The organism is Gorillibacterium sp. CAU 1737 (genome assembly GCF_039888655.1).
Taxonomy (GTDB): domain Bacteria; phylum Bacillota; class Bacilli; order Paenibacillales; family NBRC-103111; genus Gorillibacterium.
Map to the genome: position 1 here is coordinate 324031 of NZ_JBDQQO010000003.1, position 19137 is coordinate 343167.

At 56.0% G+C, this 19137-nt stretch carries 14 protein-coding genes; 7 read left to right on the forward strand and 7 right to left on the reverse strand.

What is annotated here, in order from left to right; translation table 11 throughout:
• The first annotated feature begins 189 nt into the window (after positions 1 to 189).
• Positions 190 to 4641, forward strand: coding sequence for an acyl-CoA dehydratase activase-related protein (locus AAFN83_RS08860; RefSeq protein ID WP_347768807.1), 4452 nt, complete (start codon positions 190 to 192; stop codon positions 4639 to 4641).
• Positions 4642 to 4911: 270 nt separating this feature from the next.
• Entirely contained in the window at positions 4912 to 5853 is a 942-nt protein-coding gene (locus tag AAFN83_RS08865) for a DUF4097 domain-containing protein (RefSeq protein WP_347768631.1), read from the forward strand.
• A gap of 92 nt (positions 5854 to 5945) precedes the next feature.
• Here AAFN83_RS08865 and AAFN83_RS08870 read toward each other — a convergent pair whose 3' ends face one another.
• The 5 genes from AAFN83_RS08870 to AAFN83_RS08890 all read right to left on the reverse strand — a co-directional run bounded on the left by AAFN83_RS08870 (position 5946) and on the right by AAFN83_RS08890 (position 11621).
• Positions 5946 to 6914, reverse strand: coding sequence for an ABC transporter ATP-binding protein (locus tag AAFN83_RS08870; protein WP_347768632.1), 969 nt, complete (start codon positions 6912 to 6914; stop codon positions 5946 to 5948).
• On the reverse strand, positions 6911 to 7894 hold the full coding sequence (locus AAFN83_RS08875; protein WP_347768633.1) for an ABC transporter ATP-binding protein: 984 nt from the start codon (positions 7892 to 7894) through the stop codon (positions 6911 to 6913). Before AAFN83_RS08875 ends, AAFN83_RS08870 begins: the two co-directional genes overlap by 4 nt.
• Positions 7895 to 7905: 11 nt before the next feature.
• Positions 7906 to 8826 (reverse strand): oligopeptide ABC transporter permease, encoded by a 921-nt coding sequence (gene opp4C, locus AAFN83_RS08880; protein ID WP_347768634.1) that lies wholly within the window; start codon positions 8824 to 8826, stop codon positions 7906 to 7908.
• A 12-nt stretch (positions 8827 to 8838) separates the two neighbouring features.
• Positions 8839 to 9795: an ABC transporter permease gene (locus AAFN83_RS08885; RefSeq protein ID WP_347768635.1), complete on the reverse strand. Its 957-nt coding sequence runs from the start codon at positions 9793 to 9795 to the stop codon at positions 8839 to 8841.
• 68 nt (positions 9796 to 9863) lie between these two features.
• On the reverse strand, positions 9864 to 11621 hold the full coding sequence (locus AAFN83_RS08890; RefSeq protein ID WP_347768636.1) for an ABC transporter substrate-binding protein: 1758 nt from the start codon (positions 11619 to 11621) through the stop codon (positions 9864 to 9866).
• A gap of 376 nt (positions 11622 to 11997) precedes the next feature.
• Between AAFN83_RS08890 and AAFN83_RS08895 the strand changes: the two genes are divergently transcribed.
• From AAFN83_RS08895 to cls, 5 genes are all read left to right on the forward strand, one after another.
• Positions 11998 to 12417 (forward strand): hypothetical protein, encoded by a 420-nt coding sequence (locus tag AAFN83_RS08895; protein ID WP_347768637.1) that lies wholly within the window; start codon positions 11998 to 12000, stop codon positions 12415 to 12417.
• Positions 12418 to 12484: 67 nt separating this feature from the next.
• The gene (locus tag AAFN83_RS08900; RefSeq protein ID WP_347768638.1) at positions 12485 to 13666 is read left to right on the forward strand and encodes a class I SAM-dependent methyltransferase; all 1182 of its coding nucleotides are present in this window, start codon (positions 12485 to 12487) and stop codon (positions 13664 to 13666) included.
• A gap of 201 nt (positions 13667 to 13867) precedes the next feature.
• The gene (locus AAFN83_RS08905) at positions 13868 to 14785 is read left to right on the forward strand and encodes an ABC transporter ATP-binding protein (RefSeq protein ID WP_481810496.1); all 918 of its coding nucleotides are present in this window, start codon (positions 13868 to 13870) and stop codon (positions 14783 to 14785) included.
• A complete protein-coding gene (locus AAFN83_RS08910) occupies positions 14778 to 15713 on the forward strand; it encodes an ABC transporter permease subunit (RefSeq protein ID WP_347768640.1) in 936 nt (311 codons plus the stop codon). Before AAFN83_RS08905 ends, AAFN83_RS08910 begins: the two co-directional genes overlap by 8 nt.
• Before the next feature lie 135 nt (positions 15714 to 15848).
• Complete coding sequence (gene cls / locus AAFN83_RS08915) at positions 15849 to 17261, forward strand: cardiolipin synthase (RefSeq protein ID WP_347768641.1); 1413 nt, start codon at positions 15849 to 15851, stop codon at positions 17259 to 17261.
• Between the two features lie 32 nt (positions 17262 to 17293).
• On the opposite strand, the gene ligD is transcribed toward cls, so the two are convergent.
• A complete protein-coding gene (ligD, locus tag AAFN83_RS08920; RefSeq protein ID WP_347768642.1) occupies positions 17294 to 18175 on the reverse strand; it encodes a non-homologous end-joining DNA ligase in 882 nt (293 codons plus the stop codon).
• Positions 18172 to 19137 (reverse strand): ATP-dependent DNA ligase, encoded by a 966-nt coding sequence (locus tag AAFN83_RS08925; protein ID WP_347768643.1) that lies wholly within the window; start codon positions 19135 to 19137, stop codon positions 18172 to 18174. Before AAFN83_RS08925 ends, ligD begins: the two co-directional genes overlap by 4 nt.

Below are 19137 nucleotides of genomic sequence, written 5' to 3' on the forward strand. Positions count from 1 at the left end.
ATACACGGCGTATCTACCTTCAGCAAGATTCGTCAATCGTTGCGAAATCTTTCTTTTTTTCGGAGAGGAATTCATGCTTTGGAGGGGAAGTAGGTAGAAAGCAGGATAAGCAGAAGCGGCGATTTCTTTGGCCTTTCGGTCTGTTCTCGCTCTGCGCTCGTATATTTAAAGTAAAGGTGATGCCCCATGATCATGCATATCGGACTTGACGTCGGATCCACGACTGCCAAGATGGTAGCAGTCGACCCCTCCGGCACCATCGTCTATCATTCCTATCGGAGGCACCTATCCGATGTAAAACGAACGGCCCAGGCTCTGCTGTCCGAGGTAAGCGAGCGTTATCCGAACGCTCGGGCCACCTTGAGCATCAGCGGCTCATCGGGTCTTTCCTTGTCTAAGCACATGGAAGTTTCCTTTATCCAGGAAGTAATCGCCTGCACGCAGGCGGTGGAACGATACATACCCGAGACCGATGTCGTCATCGAGCTCGGCGGCGAAGACGCCAAAATCATCTATTTCCGCGGCGGCATCGAGCAGCGGATGAATTCGGCCTGCGCCGGGGGCACCGGTGCTTTTATCGACCAGATCGCCTCTTTGCTGAAGACTGACGCCGAAGGGTTAAACGAACTCGCCAAGGGGCAGGAGACGATCTATCCGATCGCCTCCCGCTGCGGCGTGTTCGCGAAGACGGACGTTCAGCCGCTCCTGAACGAAGGAGCCCGGCGGGAGGACATCGCCGCATCCATCTTCCAGAGCGTCGTGAACCAGACGATCGGCGGACTCGCCTGCGGGCGTCCGATTCGCGGCAGGGTCGCCTTTCTCGGCGGACCGCTCACCTTCCTCTCCGAGCTGCGCCAGCGCTTCGTGATCACGCTCGGCCTGCAGCCGGATGAGGCCGTCTTCCCTGAGAACGCGCAATACTTCGTCGCCCTCGGGGCGGCGTTCCATAGCGGCGCCACCTTCTTCAGCGAGCAGGAACAAGCGCTCCCGGTCGACGAGTGGGCGCGCCGCCTAGCGCGGGTGAGCTGGCTGGCGGAGGGGCGCGAGTCCGATCCGCTCCCGCCGTTGTTCGCGAGCGCCGAGGAGCTTGAATCGTTCCGGGCGCGCCATGCGGCAGCAACCGCTCCTCGCGGCGAGCTGTCCCGCTACGCCGGGCCGGCATACCTTGGCATTGATGCCGGCTCGACGACGACCAAGGTTGTCCTGATGGGGCAAGACGACGAGATCCTATTTACCGACTACGCGAGCAATCAGGGCAACCCGCTTCTGTCGGTGAAGGAGGCGCTGAAGCGGCTCTACGCTGTTCTCCCTGCTGAGGCTTATATCGCCAAGTCAGCGGTTACCGGCTACGGCGAAGGGCTCGTCAAAGCCGCCTTGCGCGTGGACATAGGCGAGATTGAAACCGTCGCGCACTACAAGGCAGCGGTGAAATTCCGCCCGGATGCCGACCTCATCCTCGACATCGGCGGGCAGGACATGAAGTGCATGAAGATCAAGAACGGTACCATCGACAGCCTGCTGCTGAACGAAGCCTGCTCGGCTGGCTGCGGTTCGTTCCTCGAAAGCTTCGCCGGGGCGCTTCACCTGCCCATCCAGGAATTTGCGGAGCAGGCGCTCACCTCCGATCACCCTGTCGATCTGGGCTCTCGCTGCACGGTCTTCATGAACTCGAAGGTGAAGCAGGTGCAGAAGGAAGGAGCGACCGTTGCCGATCTGTCGGCCGGTCTCTCCTATTCCGTCGTCAAGAATGCCCTGCAAAAGGTCATCAAGCTGCGCAACCCGGAGGACCTTGGCGAACGGGTGGTCGTTCAGGGAGGGACCTTCCTGAACGAAGCGGTGCTGCGCGCCTTTGAGCTGCTGACGGGCAAGGAGGCGGTGCGCCCGGACACGGCCGGCATCATGGGAGCGTATGGAGCCGCCCTAATCGCCAAGGAGCGGGCGGAAGGCGCAGCAGCAGAGGCAACCGAGCCCAAAACGGTATTCATTCCGGGGCAAGCGGTATGTGGAGGGAAGGATCAGGAGCGCGAGACCGCGTGTGCGAGCGGGCTTGTCCATGCCCCCCAGCCCGGGCAAGAACGCAACACCGTAAGCGCTGTTCTCCCCTTGGAAGCGCTGGACTCCTTCACGTATTCCGTCAGCCGCCGCCGCTGCGGGCTGTGCAATAACCACTGCCTGTTGACCGTCAACCGGTTCCCGGATCGCAGCCTGCACATCACCGGTAACCGCTGCGAGCGCGGCGCCGGTATTCGGCGCAAGGAAGAGTCGCTGCCCAATCTATATGATTACAAATACAAGCGGATCTTCGCCTATGAATCCCTGTCGCCGGAAGAGGCGAGCCGCGGGATGATCGGCATTCCGCGCGCGCTCAACTTGTATGAGAATTATCCGTTTTGGCATACCTTTTTTACAACGCTTCGCTATCGGGTCGTCTTGTCGGGCCGTTCCTCCAAGGAGCTCTACGAGAAGGGAATGGAAACCATTCCTTCGGACTCCGTATGCTACCCGGCAAAGCTCGTGCACGGGCACATGGTGAGCTTGGCCGAGCAGGGGTGCCGCCTCATTTTCTATCCCTCGGTGATGTATGAGGAGCAGGAAGCGCCGGAGGCGACCAACCACTTCAACTGCCCGGTGGTCACCTCGTACCCTGAGGTCATCCAGACCAATATGGACCTGATGCGGAATGGAGAAGTCCAGCTTTTGCGTCCCTTCCTCACCCTGGATGACAAATCGGCTTTGACAAAGTCGCTCGTGCAGAGCTTCCCGGACATTCCGGCAAAGGAAATCCGTCAGGCGGTAGAGCTGGCTTGGTTGGAAAAGGACCGGGCGCGGGAGGATATCCGCCGGCAGGGCGAGGAGACGCTTGCCTATTTAACGCGTACCGGCCAGAAGGGCATCGTCTTGTGCGGCCGCCCTTATCATGTCGATCCCGAGATTCACCATGGCATTCCTGACCTCATCGTGAGCCTTGGGATGGCCGTTCTTACGGAAGACTCTGTGGCTCATCTCGCTCTGATAGAAGGCCCTCTGCGGGTCGTCAATCAGTGGAAGTATCATTCCCGCCTGTATCGTGCAGCGAGCTTCGTAAGCGAACGAGAAGAGCTTGAGCTGGTGCAGCTCACCTCCTTTGGCTGCGGTCTGGACGCCGTTACGGCCGACATGGTGCAGGAGATTCTCGAGAACCGCAACAACATGTACACCTTGCTCAAGATCGACGAGATCAACAACCTCGGGGCGGCGCGCATCCGACTGCGCTCTCTCAAGGCGGCGATGGAGGAGCGGGAACGCCAGGGTGTCACCGCCCGTAAGGTGAGGGAGATCGCGCCGCCTGTTATGTTTATAAAAGAGATGCGTGAAGCGTACACCATCATCGGGCCGCAGATGTCCCCGATCCACTTTGAACTCATCGCCGAAGCGGCGGCCAGTGAGGGATACCGGCTCAAGGTACTGGAAGGCACCGGCCGCAAGGAGATCGACGAAGGGCTAACCTACGTCAACAATGATGCCTGCTATCCGGCGATCGTCACCATTGGGCAGATCATGGCCGCCCTGAAGAGCGGGGAGTATGACCTGAACCGGACGGCCGTCATGATGACGCAGACGGGCGGAGGCTGCCGTGCCACCAACTACATTGCCCTTCTGCGGAAGGCGCTTAGCGATGCCGGCATGGAGCAGGTTCCCGTCGTGGCGGTCAGCGCCTCCGGAATCGAGAAGCATCCCGGCTTTTCCCCAACGCCGGGACTGATTCGCAAGATTGTAGCGGCGACCTGCTACGGGGACTTGCTGAATCGCGTTCTGTACCGAGTTCGTCCTTACGAGTCCGTAACGGGCAGCGCGGAAGCGTTGCAGCGAGAGTGGATCGAGCGCTGCAGGGAATCGCTCCTCCGTTTCCGCATGCGGGAATATGGCTCCCTGCTGCGGCGAATCGTCGAGGATTTCGAGAAGCTTCCCATCACCGGCCTGCGTAAACCTCGCGTCGGGGTGGTCGGGGAAATCCTCGTGAAGTTCCATCCGGTCGCCAATAACAAGCTGGTGGAGCAGATTGAGGCGGAAGGTGGAGAGGCCGTGGTTCCCGACCTGCTCGACTTCTTCCTCTACTGCTCCTATAATCCGACCTACAAGAGCAAGCATATGGGGAAGAGCAAGCTGGCCGGGCTCACCGGGCATGCTGTCATCGCCTTCCTCGAGTACATGCGCAAGCCCATGAAGGCTGCCCTCGCGTCAAGCGGGCGCTTTGGGGTGCCGCATACGGTCTATGAGCTGGCGGAAAAAGCCTCGCGCTTGCTGTCCGTCGGGCACCAAACGGGGGAAGGCTGGTTCCTCACGGCGGAAATGATGGAGCTTCTGGATGACGGAGTGCCAAATATCGTCTGTGCCCAGCCGTTTGCCTGCTTGCCGAACCATGTCGTCGGCCGAGGGATGATCAAGGGACTCAAGGAGCTCTATCCGGAGGCCAACATTGCGGCAATGGATTATGACGCCGGCTCCAGCTCCGTTAATCAGGTGAACCGCCTTAAGCTCATGATGTCCGTTGCCTGGAAGCAGCTAGAGGAGGCGGGCGGCGAAGCCCTCTCGGCGCCTGCAGCCTTCCCGCTTGCCTCGGTTCTCTCGGAGCGCAAGGATGCGCCGGGCTTCCTAGGATAGCCATCAACGAACGAGGGGCGCTCCATGCCCCTCTTCCCAACGCCTCTGGCCTGACTGTTTCAGGCAAGGGGCGTTGTCGTTTGAAGACAGTCTACTTAGAGAGTACGGAGAGCATTCCTTTGCTGCGATCCCCGACTAAGGTCGCGGGGAAGTCTGGACTGGGACCGGGTTTCGAACCCAGGTGCTTCTTGGTAGGATAGGAGTAGGGAAAAAAGCTCTGAAAAAGAGATCCGAAAAAGAGAAGCGTATCGTGAAAGAGGTGCTGGGGTTATGAAGAGGCCGTTTTGGATTGTCGGTCTGCTGCTGGTCTGTGCGGGGCTTGTGCTGTTCGGCATTCTGATGTACCGCTCCATTTTTACCGATAAAGAGGACATGCAAGTCATCGGGGAGCAAAAAACGTTTTCTGCTGCGGAGCTGAAGTCCATTCAAATCAACTCGGTATCCGCGGATATTGAAGCGACGAGCTATGACGGGGACCAAGTTCAGGTGGAGCTGAAGGGCAAGGCGAACCGCCATGTTACGCTTTGGACGGAAGAAAAGGGCTCTTCTCTTCGAATCGAGGTCAAGGAAAAGAGTCGATCGTTCCTGAGCTTCTTCAACTTCAGTGGGGAAGGGTTAACCCTCATCGTGAAAATACCGGAGAGAAGCTTTGAAAGCCTGAGCATTGAGAGTGTATCGGGGGAACAATTACTATCCGGGCTGTATGCAGACGAAGTGAAGGTGGAGACGGTCTCCGGAGACATCGATCTGGAAAAGAGCACGGGTGTGCTCACGATCAAGTCTGTATCCGGGGAACAGCATCTTGCGGCGCTGCAAGGCGACAGCCTGAGTGCAGAGACCACCTCGGGTGACGTCGAACTAAGCGGCTCCGAGCTGGCCAAAGGCAAAGTGAAGACCGTATCAGGAGAAGTGAAGCTCAAAGAGGTAACGGGAGAATTCCAGGTGAAGACCACATCCGGGGACGTGAATCTCGGCCTGCTCGCTATGAATCCCGCTAAGGTGGAGACCGTATCAGGCGAGATTGAAATCCGCATTCCGAAGGAGTCTTCCTTTGAGGTGCAGGGAGAAACGGTGACCGGCTCTATTCACGTCAAGACCGAGAACTTCCAGTTTGAGGATTCCTCCAAGGGGAACTACAAGGGGAAGGCGGGAAATGGGGACGCCCTCTTGAAGCTGGCAACGGTGTCGGGAGACATTCAGGTGTCCGAGTAGTTGCCTGCCGATTCATCGCTCCAATAGAAAAGGCTTCAATCTCTTTGAAGAGATCGAAGCCTTTTGTTTTAACCGAGCGTTCGCCGAGGCCCTTAGACCAGGTGACAAGCGACACAGTGGCCGCCGCCCACGTCGCGAAGCTGCGGAATTTCGTGGCGGCACCGTTCCATGGCAACCGGGCAGCGGGTATGGAATTTGCAGCCGGACGGCGGGTTGGCTGGGCTGGGGATATCCCCGGTCAGCACGATCCGTTCGCGGCGTATGGTCGGGTCCGGAACCGGAACAGCCGACAACAGCGCCTTCGTGTAAGGATGCAGCGGGTTGCGGAACAATTCGTCCTTGTCCGCCGTCTCGGCCATGGAACCGAGATACATGACGCCGATTGTGGAGCACAAATGCTCGACAACGGACAAGTCATGGGAGATGAAGAGGTAGGTTAAGCTTCTTTTTTCCTGCAGGTCGCTGAACAGATTGATGATCTGCGCCTGGATCGACACGTCGAGAGCGGAGATCGGTTCATCGGCAACCATGAAGTCCGGGTTCAGGATAAGCGCCCGGGCAATCCCGATCCGTTGACGCTGACCGCCGGAGAACTCATGCGGATAGCGGTCGATGTAGTGCGGAGACAGTCCGCACAGGTTCATCGTTTCCTTGACGAGGTCGCGCAGCTCCTTCTTTGGAACAAGACCGTGGTCGAGCATCGCTTCTCCGATGGCATCGCCCACCTTGATCCGCGGGTTGAGAGAGCTGTAGGGATCCTGGAATACCAGCTGCAGCTTGGGACGCAGCTTGCGCATCTCTTGCTTGCTCAGGCTATGAATGTCTTGGCCTTTGTAGAGGACCTTGCCGTCTGTCTTGGGCGCCAGGCGCAAAATGCTGCGTCCTGTCGTGCTCTTGCCGCAGCCGGATTCCCCTACGAGGCCGAAGGTTTCGCCTCTTTTGATGGAAAAGGATACTCCGTCGACTGCTTTTACATGCCCGACCGTGGTGCGGAAAACCCCGCCCTTGATCGGGTAATAGGTCTTGAGGTTCTCAACGGAAAGCAAAGGTTGTTCCGTCATGGCTTCATCCCTTCTTTCTCATAGAGCCAGCAAGCCGCTTTGTGGCCGTCTTCGTATTCCTTGAGCGGAGGGTATTCCGTCCGGCAGATGTCCATGCAGAACTCGCAGCGATCGGCGAAGAAGCAGTGGTTGCCGAGGCTTGCCGGGTTTGGGACCTGACCAGGAATGGTATACAGCCGCTCCTGGCGTTGATTGATGACAGGCTTCGCTTTCAGGAGGCCTTTTGTATAGGGGTGCTTCGGATTTTTGAACAGCTCCAGCACGGTCGTTTCTTCCACGACTCGCCCTGCATACATGACCACGACATAGTCCGCCATTTCGGCGACGACGCCAAGGTCATGGGTGATGAGCATGATCGACATGTTGAACTTCTCGATCAGTTCCTTCATGAGCTCGAGAATTTGCGCTTGAATCGTCACGTCGAGTGCGGTCGTCGGCTCGTCGGCGATGAGAAGCTTGGGCTCGCAGCCGAGGGCGATCGCGATCATGATCCGTTGGCGCATCCCACCCGACAATTCATGCGGGTAGGATTCAAAGATGGCTTCTGGACGGGGAATGCCGACCAGGCTGATGAGCTCAATGGCTCGCTTCTTGGCGTCCTTCTTGGAGATGATCTGGTGGGCCAGAATCGGTTCCATGATCTGCTCGCCAATCTTCAGTACCGGGTTAAGCGAGGACATCGGCTCCTGGAAGATCATCGACATCTTATTGCCGCGCAGCTTCCGCATATCGCGGTTGCTGGCTTTCAGAATGTCCTTGCCTTCGAACAGGATTTCGCCGCCCTCGATCTTGCCCGGAAGGGAAACAAGGCGCATGAGGGAGAGGGCGGTTACGCTTTTGCCGCAGCCGGATTCGCCTACGACACAGACGATTTCCCCTTCTCGGATGTTAAAGCTGACGTCATTCACGGCTTTGACAGTGCCGCTTTCCGTATGGAAGGAGGTCCGCAGGTTGCGAAACTCCACAAGTTCTTTGGCCATAGGTGCCACTCCTATTTCTTCATTTTCGGGTCGAAGGCGTCCCGCAGTCCGTCACCGAGCGTGTTGATGGCGATTACGGTAAGGAAGATGGCTACGCCGGGCGGAACCCAGAGCCAAGGACGCTTTTGCAGCACGATGATGTTGTTCGCTTCGCTGATCAGGTTGCCCCACGAAGGAGTCGGAGGGATCACGCCGAGACCTAAGTAACTGAGAACTGTTTCGCTCAAGACGGAGCTCGCCACGGTAAGGGTAGCCACGACGATAATGGTCGGGAGCGTATTCGGCAGCAGATGACGGAAGATTTTCCGCTTGTCGCGAAGACCGAGCGCTTCAGCGGCTTGCATGTATTCCAGTTCGCGCAGCGACAGCACCTGACCGCGCACGAGACGCGCGAGTCCCGGCCAGCTGAGCAAGCCGATCAGGAGCATGACATAGTAGATCCGGGTGCTCGGGGGAATCTTGAGGTCGCCGAGAATACTGCCCAAGATAATCAGAAGCGGAAGCGTCGGGATGCACATTAGGATATCAGTAAAGCGCATCATGATGGTATCTACCCATTTGCCGTAATAACCGGCTACAGCACCGAAGATACTTCCGATCGTAACGGAGACGAGCATGGCCACGATCCCTACGGAGAGGGAGATCCGTCCGGCCAGCATGACACGGGTAAAGATGTCCCGTCCCAACTTGTCCGTTCCGAGCCAGTTGGTAGCATTGGGCGGCTTATTGCCGCGGGCAACGTTGCTCATATCGTTGACGTGGCTAGAGAAATAAGGGCCGACAAAACAAAGCAAGATCATGAAGACGAGAACAAACAGGCCGCCCATAGCGAGCTTGTTTTTGAACAGCCGGCGGAGTGAAAGCCTCCAGGGTGACATGGGTTTAGGTACTTTCTTGGTGGGCATGGTTTCAGTCGTCATCTCAACAGACATCTGGGGGTCCTCCTAATCCAACCGGATTCTCGGGTCAGCCGCCGCATAGAAGACGTCTGCGAGCAGGTTGCCGATAATCGTCAGTACGGCGAGAAACATGGTGAATCCCATGAGCAGCGGATAGTCCCGCACACCGATGGCATCCAGGTTAATGCGGCCGATCCCCGGCCACGCGAAAATCTTCTCCAGAATGATGGCGCCGGCGAACAGCCCCGGAAGCTCCAGACCGAGAAGAGTGATGACAGGCAGCAAAGCGTTGCGGAGGGCATGCTTGAAGATGACCACGCGTTCCTTGAGCCCTTTGGCGCGAGCGGTGCGAACGTAATCCTGACGGACTACCTCGATCATACTCGTCCGGAAATACCGGGTGAGGGAACCCACGCTGAGCATGGTCAGAACCGTTGCAGGCAGTACCATGTGCTTGGCGACATCCATCACATGCTTGAGGCCGGTGTAGTTGGAACCGGTCGTCGTCATGCCTCCGACGGGCAGCAGCTTCAGATCAATGGAGAACCATTTGATCATGAGCAGTCCTATAAAGAATGAGGGTAGCGACATGGCGGCCAGGACCAGGACCGTCACGATGCTGTCAAACCATGAATACTGCTTGGTGGCGGATAAAACCCCTACGATGAGAGCGATCACGTAGCTGAAGAAGAGAGCCACGAGAGCGAGGTAGAAGGAATTCCACATATACGTTTTAATGACCGTGGTTACTGGGGCTTTGTGCTTCATGGAATCCCCGAGATCACCTTTGGCGATGTTCTTAACCCACGTCCAATAATATTCGGGAATTGGTTTGTTCAAGCCGTATAGCTCACGAAGCTCTGCCTTGCGTTCGTCCGTGAGTTTCATGTTAGCCGAAAGAAAATCCCCGGGCGCCATACGGAACACGAGGGTGATGATGATCGATACCCCGATGATCGTCGGGATCGTCTGCAGGAGTCTGCGCACGATAAACTGCCACATTGCTTGGGCCTCCTAAATCCAACAAGCTCAGCCCCGAGGGCTGAGCTTGTCGGGTTATACTTGGATTTTTATTTGATAGAGATATTCGTCAGATCGAGGTAGAAATCCTTGTACGGAGAGATATCAAATCCTTGGATACGGGAGTTGATGGCCCACATGTCTCTTCTTTGGTACATAAAGATGTAAGGCAGGTCTTCATTGATGACTTGGTACAGCTCTTGGTAAACCGGTTTGCGCTTCTCAGGATCAACTTCCGTCAGACCCTTAGCCAGCAGTTCGTCAACCTTCGTGTTGGAGTAGCCCACTTCGTTTTGGGTACCCTTCGTTCCGAAGATGTTCGTCGAGTCTGGGTCCGGAGTCAAGCCCCAAGCCATGAACAGCATATCGAAGTCGCCGGCTTTACGCTTTTCCAGAACCTTGTTGAATTCCATTTGGTCCGGTACGAAGTCGATGCCGAGTTCCTTGTAGTTTTCCTTCGCGATCGGGATGATGGCGTCGTTAACCGGGTTCGGGCTGGATGCTACAAAGTTGATGGTGAATTTCTTGCCGTCTTTCTCACGGATGCCGTCAGCTCCGACTTTCCAGCCGGCTTCGTCCAGCAGAGCCTTTGCTTTTTCGAGATCGAAGTCGTACGAGTTGGTGCCTTCAGCATAAGCCCAAGATACTTTGGATTGCGGAACGTTGATAACGTCGGCGTAGCCTTGGTAGACAGCGTCAACAATATCTTTACGATTCAGGCCGTAAGCGAGAGCTTGACGAACCTTAGCGTCCTTGAATTGCTCATGTTTATGGTTGAACGTGATGTAGCCGTAGCCGTTCGTCGGGAAGATGTTCAGGTTCAGGAACCCGTAGCTCTTCAGCTCGTCGACGTTGTCTTGGTTAACCGTAACCATGTCCATGTCGATTTCGCCGGATTGCAGCATTTGCATTCTCGTTTCTTCCGTCGTCACCTTGTAGATCAGCTTGGCGATGGAAGGTTTCTTGCCGCCATAGCTTTCGTTGATCTTCAGGTCAACTTCTTGGCCGGCAACGTACTTCTCAAGAGCGTACGGACCATTGCCCAAAGGCTTTTGGTGCAGGTCCTTCATGTACTCCAGGCTTCCTTGCTTGTAGTCCTTGCCGTAGTAAGCCTTGGAGAGGACCGGTCCGCCCAGAACCGTGATCGCCTTCGGCGATACTTGGGTCGTGGTGAATTCGATCGTGTTGGCGTCGACAACCTTGATGCCTTCGATGCTGGTTGCTTTGCCTTCGCGGTAAGCGTCAGCGCCCTTCAGGTAGGAGAGGGTAGCATCGATCGGGCCGTCATAGGATTTGTCGTTGATGACCGTTTGGGTGAAGGCCACGTCGTCAGCGGTTACCGGCGTACCGTCGCTGAACTTGGCATTCGGATCAAGGTGGAAGGTGTAAACCAGGTTGTCAGGCGATACGTCCCAGCTCGTGGCGAGCCAAGGAGCATAGGAACCGTCTTTTGCAACTTGGATGAGGTCGTTGAACATCGAGTACGTTACGTATTGGTCATAAGCAGACTCCATGTAAATCGGGTTGAACACGCCGTCTGGTGCATCTACGCCGACGATGATCGTGTCTTTGCGGTCCGTAGCGGTTGCGGGGTTCTTGGAAGGATCGGAGGCTTCGATGACGCCTTCAGATACGAAACCTTCCGGTGCTGCGCTCGGGGCAACCGATGCGCTCGGTGCCGTAGAGGCCGCGGTTGTGGGTGCCGTAGAGGCAGATGGCGATTCACTGGTTTTTTCTTTCGCGCAGCCGGCAAGCACCAAGGAGCTGACCATCACCACGCTCAAAACGGATGAAAAAATCTTCTTCATTTACAACCCTCCACATAATGATCTTTTTATTTATAAAAGCTCCCCCCAAAATGATGTGGGAGATTTTATTACACATGAAGATTTGTTTTCAGGCTGATTTTTTTATTTTATTGGTTTTTTCCTGCTAGGCTCTAAAGGTTAGTCAAAAATATACCCTAAAAGACTCGGTTTGTAAACAGAAAATTATGAATCTCGTGAAGAGTGTGTAATGTATTGTGACATTCAGAAGAAAAATATGTCGATAAATGTCGAATATTGTCGAACGTATCGGTAGAGGGGTTTCCAGTGGTTATTGGAAGGCGTACAAGGGGCTGTTCACGGGTGGGCTGGCTTCTGCTCCGAGAAAGCTCTATTATATAGGGAGAATCGGGGGAGCATGAAGAAAGGTGCTTCCTGCTGGAAGGTGGTGATGCCCGTGGAGTCCGACAAGTCGTTGGTTTCTCGTGAAGAGCTGGATGAGCTTTTGCGAGAAGTCCCGATCCCGGAGGAAGAAGCGGAGGAGAAGACGGTCGCCTTTCTGCCGCTTGCAGAGGGCGAAGACGTGCGCGAAGCAGAGGATCCGTCGGAAGAAGAGATCATGACGCTTCGAGATACGGTTCGTCAATTGCAAATTCGGCTTGAGTTCCTCGAGGGGTTGTTCCGGGAGCACGTTCGGACATGCGGGGGACCCGACGCAGGGGACGGGATTCGTCAAACAAGTGATAGGCCTCGTTCGCAAGAGCGCAGGGAGACCCATCCGCCCAAACTTCCTCCCGAAACGTTTCCTCCGCGGAAGGAGCGTCACAAGCGGAGATGAGCACCGTATGAGATTCCATTATAATATGAAGAAATCGAACAAGCCCGACCGGCAAAAGTGAGGCTATATGAGCGAAACGAATCAAGTTATCACCCGTCTGATCGAGAATGAACTGCTGACTCAGGCTGTCCTGAGCAACCTTCGCCGCAAGGAAGAGGGAGCGCCTTCGAAGGTAAAGGTCAAGCCCGTTCATCTGAAAGGAAGCCTGTCCTACCAATTCACCTATACCGTCGGTCCGAAGGAGCGTCACGAGAATGTGAGCCCACAGGATGCCATCGGAAAGCTGGCGGAGCTTATGGAGAGCCTATTTCGGCAGGGGCTTCTGCAGGCGAAGGACGGCGATTATCAGATTCTGGTGAGCAAGAAGGGCAAGGCATCCATTCTGCAAAAGAAAGCGACAAAACCGGAAACGGATTTGGCCCACAATCGGACCAAATCCTACCTTCTAAAGGAAGGGGAGCCGGTGCCCTACCTCATCGAGCTTGGGGTGATGAATCGCGAAGGCAAGGTGCTCGCCGCCAAGTACGACAAATTCAAGCAGATCAATCGGTTCCTGGAGATGGTGGAGGATGTGTTCGCTCTGCTGCCGGAAGGAAAGACCCTTCGGATCATTGACTTTGGCTGCGGCAAATCCTATCTGACCTTCGCCCTTTATCATTACTTGGTCTTTCTTCAGAAGCGGCAGGTCGAGATAACGGGCCTGGACTTGAAGGAGGACGTCATTCGCGATTGTCAGGCGTTAGCGGATAAGCTTGCCTGCACCGGACTGGAATTCCTGCGTGGGGATATTGCGGATTACGAAGGGACGCAGCAAGCCGATATGGTCGTGACCCTGCATGCCTGCGATACGGCTACAGACGCCGCCTTGGAGAAGGCGGTCCGTTGGAACGCCCGCGTCATCCTATCGGTTCCCTGCTGCCAGCACGAGCTCTACAGCCAAGTGGAGTCCCCGCTTCTGGAGCCGATGCTCTCGCATGGGATCATTCGGGAACGCTTCGCGGCGCTCGCAACGGATTCGGCTCGCGCTCGCTTGCTGGAGCTGGTGGGCTACCGCGCCCAAATTCTGGAGTTCATCGACCTGGAGCATACGCCGAAAAATCTGCTCATCCGGGCCGTTCGGCAGGACGAGCCGGACTCTGAGCGAATCGCCAAGCTGGCGGCGTCCTACCTGGACTTCAAGCGAACTCTCTCGATCGATCCATACTTGGAGAGGGCGCTCCAGGACCGACTTGCCCCTGTCTTGTCTTGATCGGCGCAGCTCGAAGCTACATAAATTCACAACCTCGTTAAGCATCGCTTCGGCCCCGATCTTCGGGGACCGAGGCGTTTTTGTTTTGATATCCTCTGTTTCGGTAGAAGCTTGTCGAAAATGTCCTTGTCAAAAGGTTCGGAAATGGTATGCTAAAACGGATATCTGTGGAAACTTATTTCTGCAAAAGGGGGACATTTGTTGGACAAGCCAACGGTTGTCATCAAGGGATTAACGAAAAAGATCGGGTCCCGGCTCATCATCGATGACCTGAACTTCGAGGTGCCGAAGGGAGAGGTGTTTGGATTTCTCGGGCCGAACGGAGCGGGGAAGACGACGACCATTCGTATGATGGTCGGCCTGATGAAGCCTACCTTCGGCGATGTATGGATCGAAGGCAAGAGCATTCGCCATGAATTTGAGCAAGCTATCCGTCATGTAGGAGCGATTGTCGAAAATCCGGAGATGTACAAGTATTTGAGCGGGTACAAAAATCTGATTCATTACGCTCGTATGATTCCTGGCATTTCGATGCAGCGGATCGATGAGGTCGTTCGCCTTGTCGGCCTTGATCAGCGTATCCACGACAAGGTGAAGTCCTATTCTCTCGGTATGAGGCAGCGCTTAGGTGTCGCTCAGGCGCTCCTGCACAAGCCGAACTTGCTCATTTTGGATGAGCCTACGAATGGACTTGATCCCGCCGGAATTCGGGAGCTTCGTGATTATTTGCGCCAGTTGGCTCGGGAAGAGGGAATCTCCATCGTCGTATCCAGCCACTTGCTGGCGGAGATGGAGCTGATGTGCGACCGCATAGGCATTATTCAAAAAGGGAAGCTCGTCGATGTTCAGCTTATTCAGGATTTTGTTACGGAAGGGGAAGAGGAGCGGTATTGGTTCCGGATCTCTTCACCGGATGAAGCGGCCTTGGTCATCGAGGGGATGGGGATAACGGCTGTCCGCAGAGAGCAGGGGCTTGAGCTTGCGGTTACCGGGGAACAGGCTGCTGATGTGAACGAGCAACTGGTCAAGGCAGGCATTCGCGTATACGGCTTCCATCCTGTCAAGAAGAGCCTGGAGGATAAATTCTTGGAAATGACAGGGGGCGAAACCCATGTATAACCTGGTCCGCAACGAAAATATGAAAATTTATAACCGGGTCCGTACCTGGGTTCTTGTTGGATTACTTGTTTTGGCTTCGATTTTGTTTACAATAGCTTTTTATGCGGTCAACGATTATTCCTCAAGCGGCGATTGGCGGGAAAGGACCCAGAAGGATATCGAGACGTATCACCAAACCATGGCAAGCACGAGCGGAATGGTGGAGGATCAGGTATCCCGTATGATAAAAATTTCCGAATATCGGCTTGAACATGATATTCCGCCGCAAAACAATTCGATCTGGGGCGGGACGATCGCGGGCTCCGGTCTCGTCTTCCTGGTCAGCATCTTCACGGTCATTATCGCGGCTGATATCGTTGCGGGTGAGTTTGCAGCGGGCACGATCAAGCTTCTGCTTATTCGCCCGGCCAGTCGAGCGAAGGTGCTTTTGTCGAAGTACCTGGCAACGCTGCAGTTCAGCCTGCTCCTGTTGGTCGTTCTCTTCCTCGTTTCCTTTGTAGCGAGCGGCCTGCTATTCGGCTTCAAGGGAGTCGGCTCTCCCTATCTGTACCTGGGAGGCGACGGATTCGTTCATGAGCGATCCATGATCCAACACGCTTTCTCCACGTATGGACTGAAGTGTGTGAATCTGATCATGATCGTGACGATGGCCTTCATGATCTCCTCCGTATTCCGCAGCAGTGCGCTCTCAATCGCTCTTTCCATCGTTGCTCTTCTCATGGGGGATCTGCTTGTTGTCCTTCTCGGCAAGTACGAGTGGATGCGGTTTTATCTCTTTTCGAATACCGACCTTACCCAGTACTTGGAGGGGGTTCCTCCTTTCGAAGGGATGACAATGGGCTTCTCCATCTGTGTCCTCATCGGGTACTTCCTTCTTTTCAACGGCTTGTCCTGGCTGCTCTTCACCAAGCGGGACGTCCGTTCCTGAGCTTTTGGAACCTTTTGAAGATCGAGACGGCTTACGAATCGATTCATGATCCGCTTCCTCCCCGGTTAAGCTAAGGCTTAGCTGCGGAGGAAGCTTTTTTTCTACCCGCAAGATGCGCTTGAAGGAGGGATAGCCATGACGTTCGTTTCGATACTCCTCGTCTTGATCGCGCTAATCTGGGCGCAGGTAGGGGTGATTTTGCTGCTGGAAGCCCGTTATCCCGCTCGGTGCGCGGCTTGGGTGCTTGTCCAGCTTCCGTTGCCCGTTCTGGGGCTGCTCGTTTATGCCGGCTTTGGCCGCCGGATGCCAAGCACTTCGGAAGCGAGGAAGCCTCGGATTCCAGATCCAATCCCCGAACATGCGAATCCGGATCAGTTGGAACGACTGCTAACCCTGGCCCCGTCTTATCCGATTCAAGAGGAGCAAGAACCGGTGCTCATCAATCGGGTAGACGAGACATTTGAGCGCATTCTCGCCGATATGGCGAAAGCCCGCCGCACGATCGATTTTCTCCTGTACATTTACCGGGATGACGAGATCGGAACGATCTTTACCGAGCAACTGGAGAAGAAGGCTCGGGAAGGGCTGCAGGTTCGGCTTCTGCTCGACGGGTCGGGCAGCCGGGAGCTGCCTGCGGCTTTCCTTACCCGATTGAAGGAAGCCGGGGTGCAGGTGGCCAAGCACAATCCGTTGGTCCGTGCTCTTTTCAAGGGAAAGCTGAACTTTCGGAACCACCGCAAGCTGTTTTTGATCGACGAGCAGATTGGCTACGTCGGGGGTCTAAATGTGGGGGATGAGTATCTGGGTGGGAATGCTCACCTCGGGTACTGGCGGGATTCCACCATACGACTGGAAGGAGAACCGCTCCTTTTCCTGACCCGGTTGTTTCAGCAAGATTGGGTGCGCGCTCATGGTCAGGAGTCTCCGGAGGCTGTGCGGGAGCTGGTTTCGCCAGTAGATGATGAAGGGGTAGGGTCGGCGCATGACGAGGAGGGTTCTGGACGCATCTTCCTGTTGGCAGGAAGTCCCGAGTTCACGCTGTCGCCGCTCTATCAGCTGTTCTTGGCGTCACTCGCCTCCGCCCGCAAGCGGATTTATATTGCATCTCCTTATTTTGTCCCCGATGAAGCGGTCTGGACGGCGCTTGCAACCGCAGCCGCCGCGGGGGTGGAGGTTCGCGTTCTTTTACCCGAGATCGCCGATTACAAGATCATCCACTACGCCGGCTTGTCCTATGCGGCAGAGCTGGCGGCACAAGGGGTTCAGTTCCACCTGTACCAAAAGGGATTCCTTCATCAGAAGACGCTTCTTATCGATGACAGGCTCGCCGGAATCGGAACCTTTAACCTGGATCAGCAGAGCTTTTACCAGAATTATGATCTCCATGTCTTTCTCACGGGAAAACAGGCTGTCGCCCGAATGGAGCAGGCCTTCGAGAAGGATTTGATGGAATGCCGCGACTTCGACCTGGCCGCTTATCTGTCCGATCGACCGCTAGGGAAGCGGCTGCTGGAAACAGGATGCCGCTTGCTGGGTCCACTCTTATAAAGGCCTTCGCGTGCTTCCACAAACGGGGAAGTCTAGACGAAGGCCAGCACGTGATCAAGCGATTGGGGTGCAAGCTTCGTGAGCAAATCCCCATGCTGGTCGAGTCTCTCCTTCAGGTTACGAAGTGTGAACTCGCGCGGGTCCACGCCCGCCTCTACCTCCGACCAGTACAGCGGAGTGGACACGGAGGCAGCCGCCCTCGCACGAGGCGTATAAGGAGCGGAGAGCGTCTTTCCATGCCAATGCTGCAAATAATCGATATAGATGCGATCCCCGCGCTGCTTCTTGAGGCGCTCGATCGTAAAGAGCTTCGGGTATTGCTCGGTCAGGTAGCGCCCCACAAACTCTCCGGCCCGCCGAAGCTCGGCAAAGGTATACCCGCGTTTGATGGGGACGATGAGCTGAACGCCGGTAGCTCCCGATGTTTTGGGAACCGCTTGAATACGCATGCGGTCGAGCGCCTCTCCGATGAGGGATACGGCGTTCATGATTCGCGGCTCCACGTCCAGAGACGGGTCAATGTCGAGTACCCATTCCGCAGGCAGCTCGTCATCCACGTGGTGAAAGGAAGCGTGGAATTCCAGGCACGCCAAATTTCCCAGCCAGAGAAGAGTGGGCAACGAATCCAGCACGACATAACGGATGCCGTTTAGCTCTGCCGTTCGGACGAAGGAGGGGACGGGCTCGGGGGCGTTTTTTTGGTAGAAGGATTTGTCATGGATGCCGTGCGGATAGCGGATGGTGGTTAAATAGCGATCCTGGCAATGAGCCAGAAGAAACGGGGACAGCTCCATCAAATGCTGCAAATATTCCAGCTTGGTTATGCCCAGCTCGGGCCAGAGAGGCTTGCTCGGATTGGTGATGACCAGCTCTTGGCCATCTACCACGATGGTCCCCTTGTCGGCTTGCTTCATGGGGTGGTTCCTCCTGTCTCCTCCAACGGCCAGAGGCACGAAGCAGCCGGTACATCAACAAAAGCCTGGATCGTCGGATGGCGAAGGGTGCCGTGTCTCGTCCACTCCAGGTAGCGCAGCTTGACCGTAAAGAAAGGGGCGAGCCAGATCGCGTCCCGGCTGCGGGCGGGAAGATTCGCGAACGGGCAACGCGGCTGGCGATAGCCTGCGGCTCGCTTCGTGAATTCGCCCCAATCCGCTCCTGTCAATCGTCCCGCACCGGCATGGCCGATGTAGAGAAACCGCCCCTTGGCATCAAACAAGCCGAGCAGAAGGGCGTTTGCGGTTGGACCGCGCAGCGTCATGCCGCCAACGGCGGCAATGAGGTCGCGGTCATGCTTGATCTTGACCCAGCGGCCATCCTTTGCACCGGGGGCATAGGTGCTGGTTCGCTGCTTGCTTACCACCCCCTCCATTCCTCGCTCCGAAACCGCCTGAAACAAGGCAGCCCCTTCCGTCACGCTGGGTACCAACTGGAGATGGGGGCCGGGGATGATGTGGCGCGTCAGCAGCTCCTGCCGCCGTTCTAACGGCTCCCCGGTTACCCAATGCCCATTCAAATAGAGGAGATCGAACACCATATACACCACTGGAACGGTTCTGGCCGCTGTTTCCACTCGTTCCTGAACGCGAACGCCATCCCGGCGCATCACTTGATGAAAGGAGGGGAGCCCATCCTCCAGGGCGATGATCTCTCCATCCAGAATCACGCTGTCCGCCTCGCAGTATTGCCTAAGCTCAAGAAACTCCGGATATTGCGCAGTGCGCTCATTCTTCTTTCGGTTGAAGAGACGGACTTCCTCCGTTGTTCCGTAGATAAGCATACGCACGCCGTCCCACTTGATCTGCGTAATCCAATCAGGCCCTTCCGGTACATGCTCCGCCAGCTTGGGTTCAAAGGGATGAAGGGGGGCGGGCAGCAT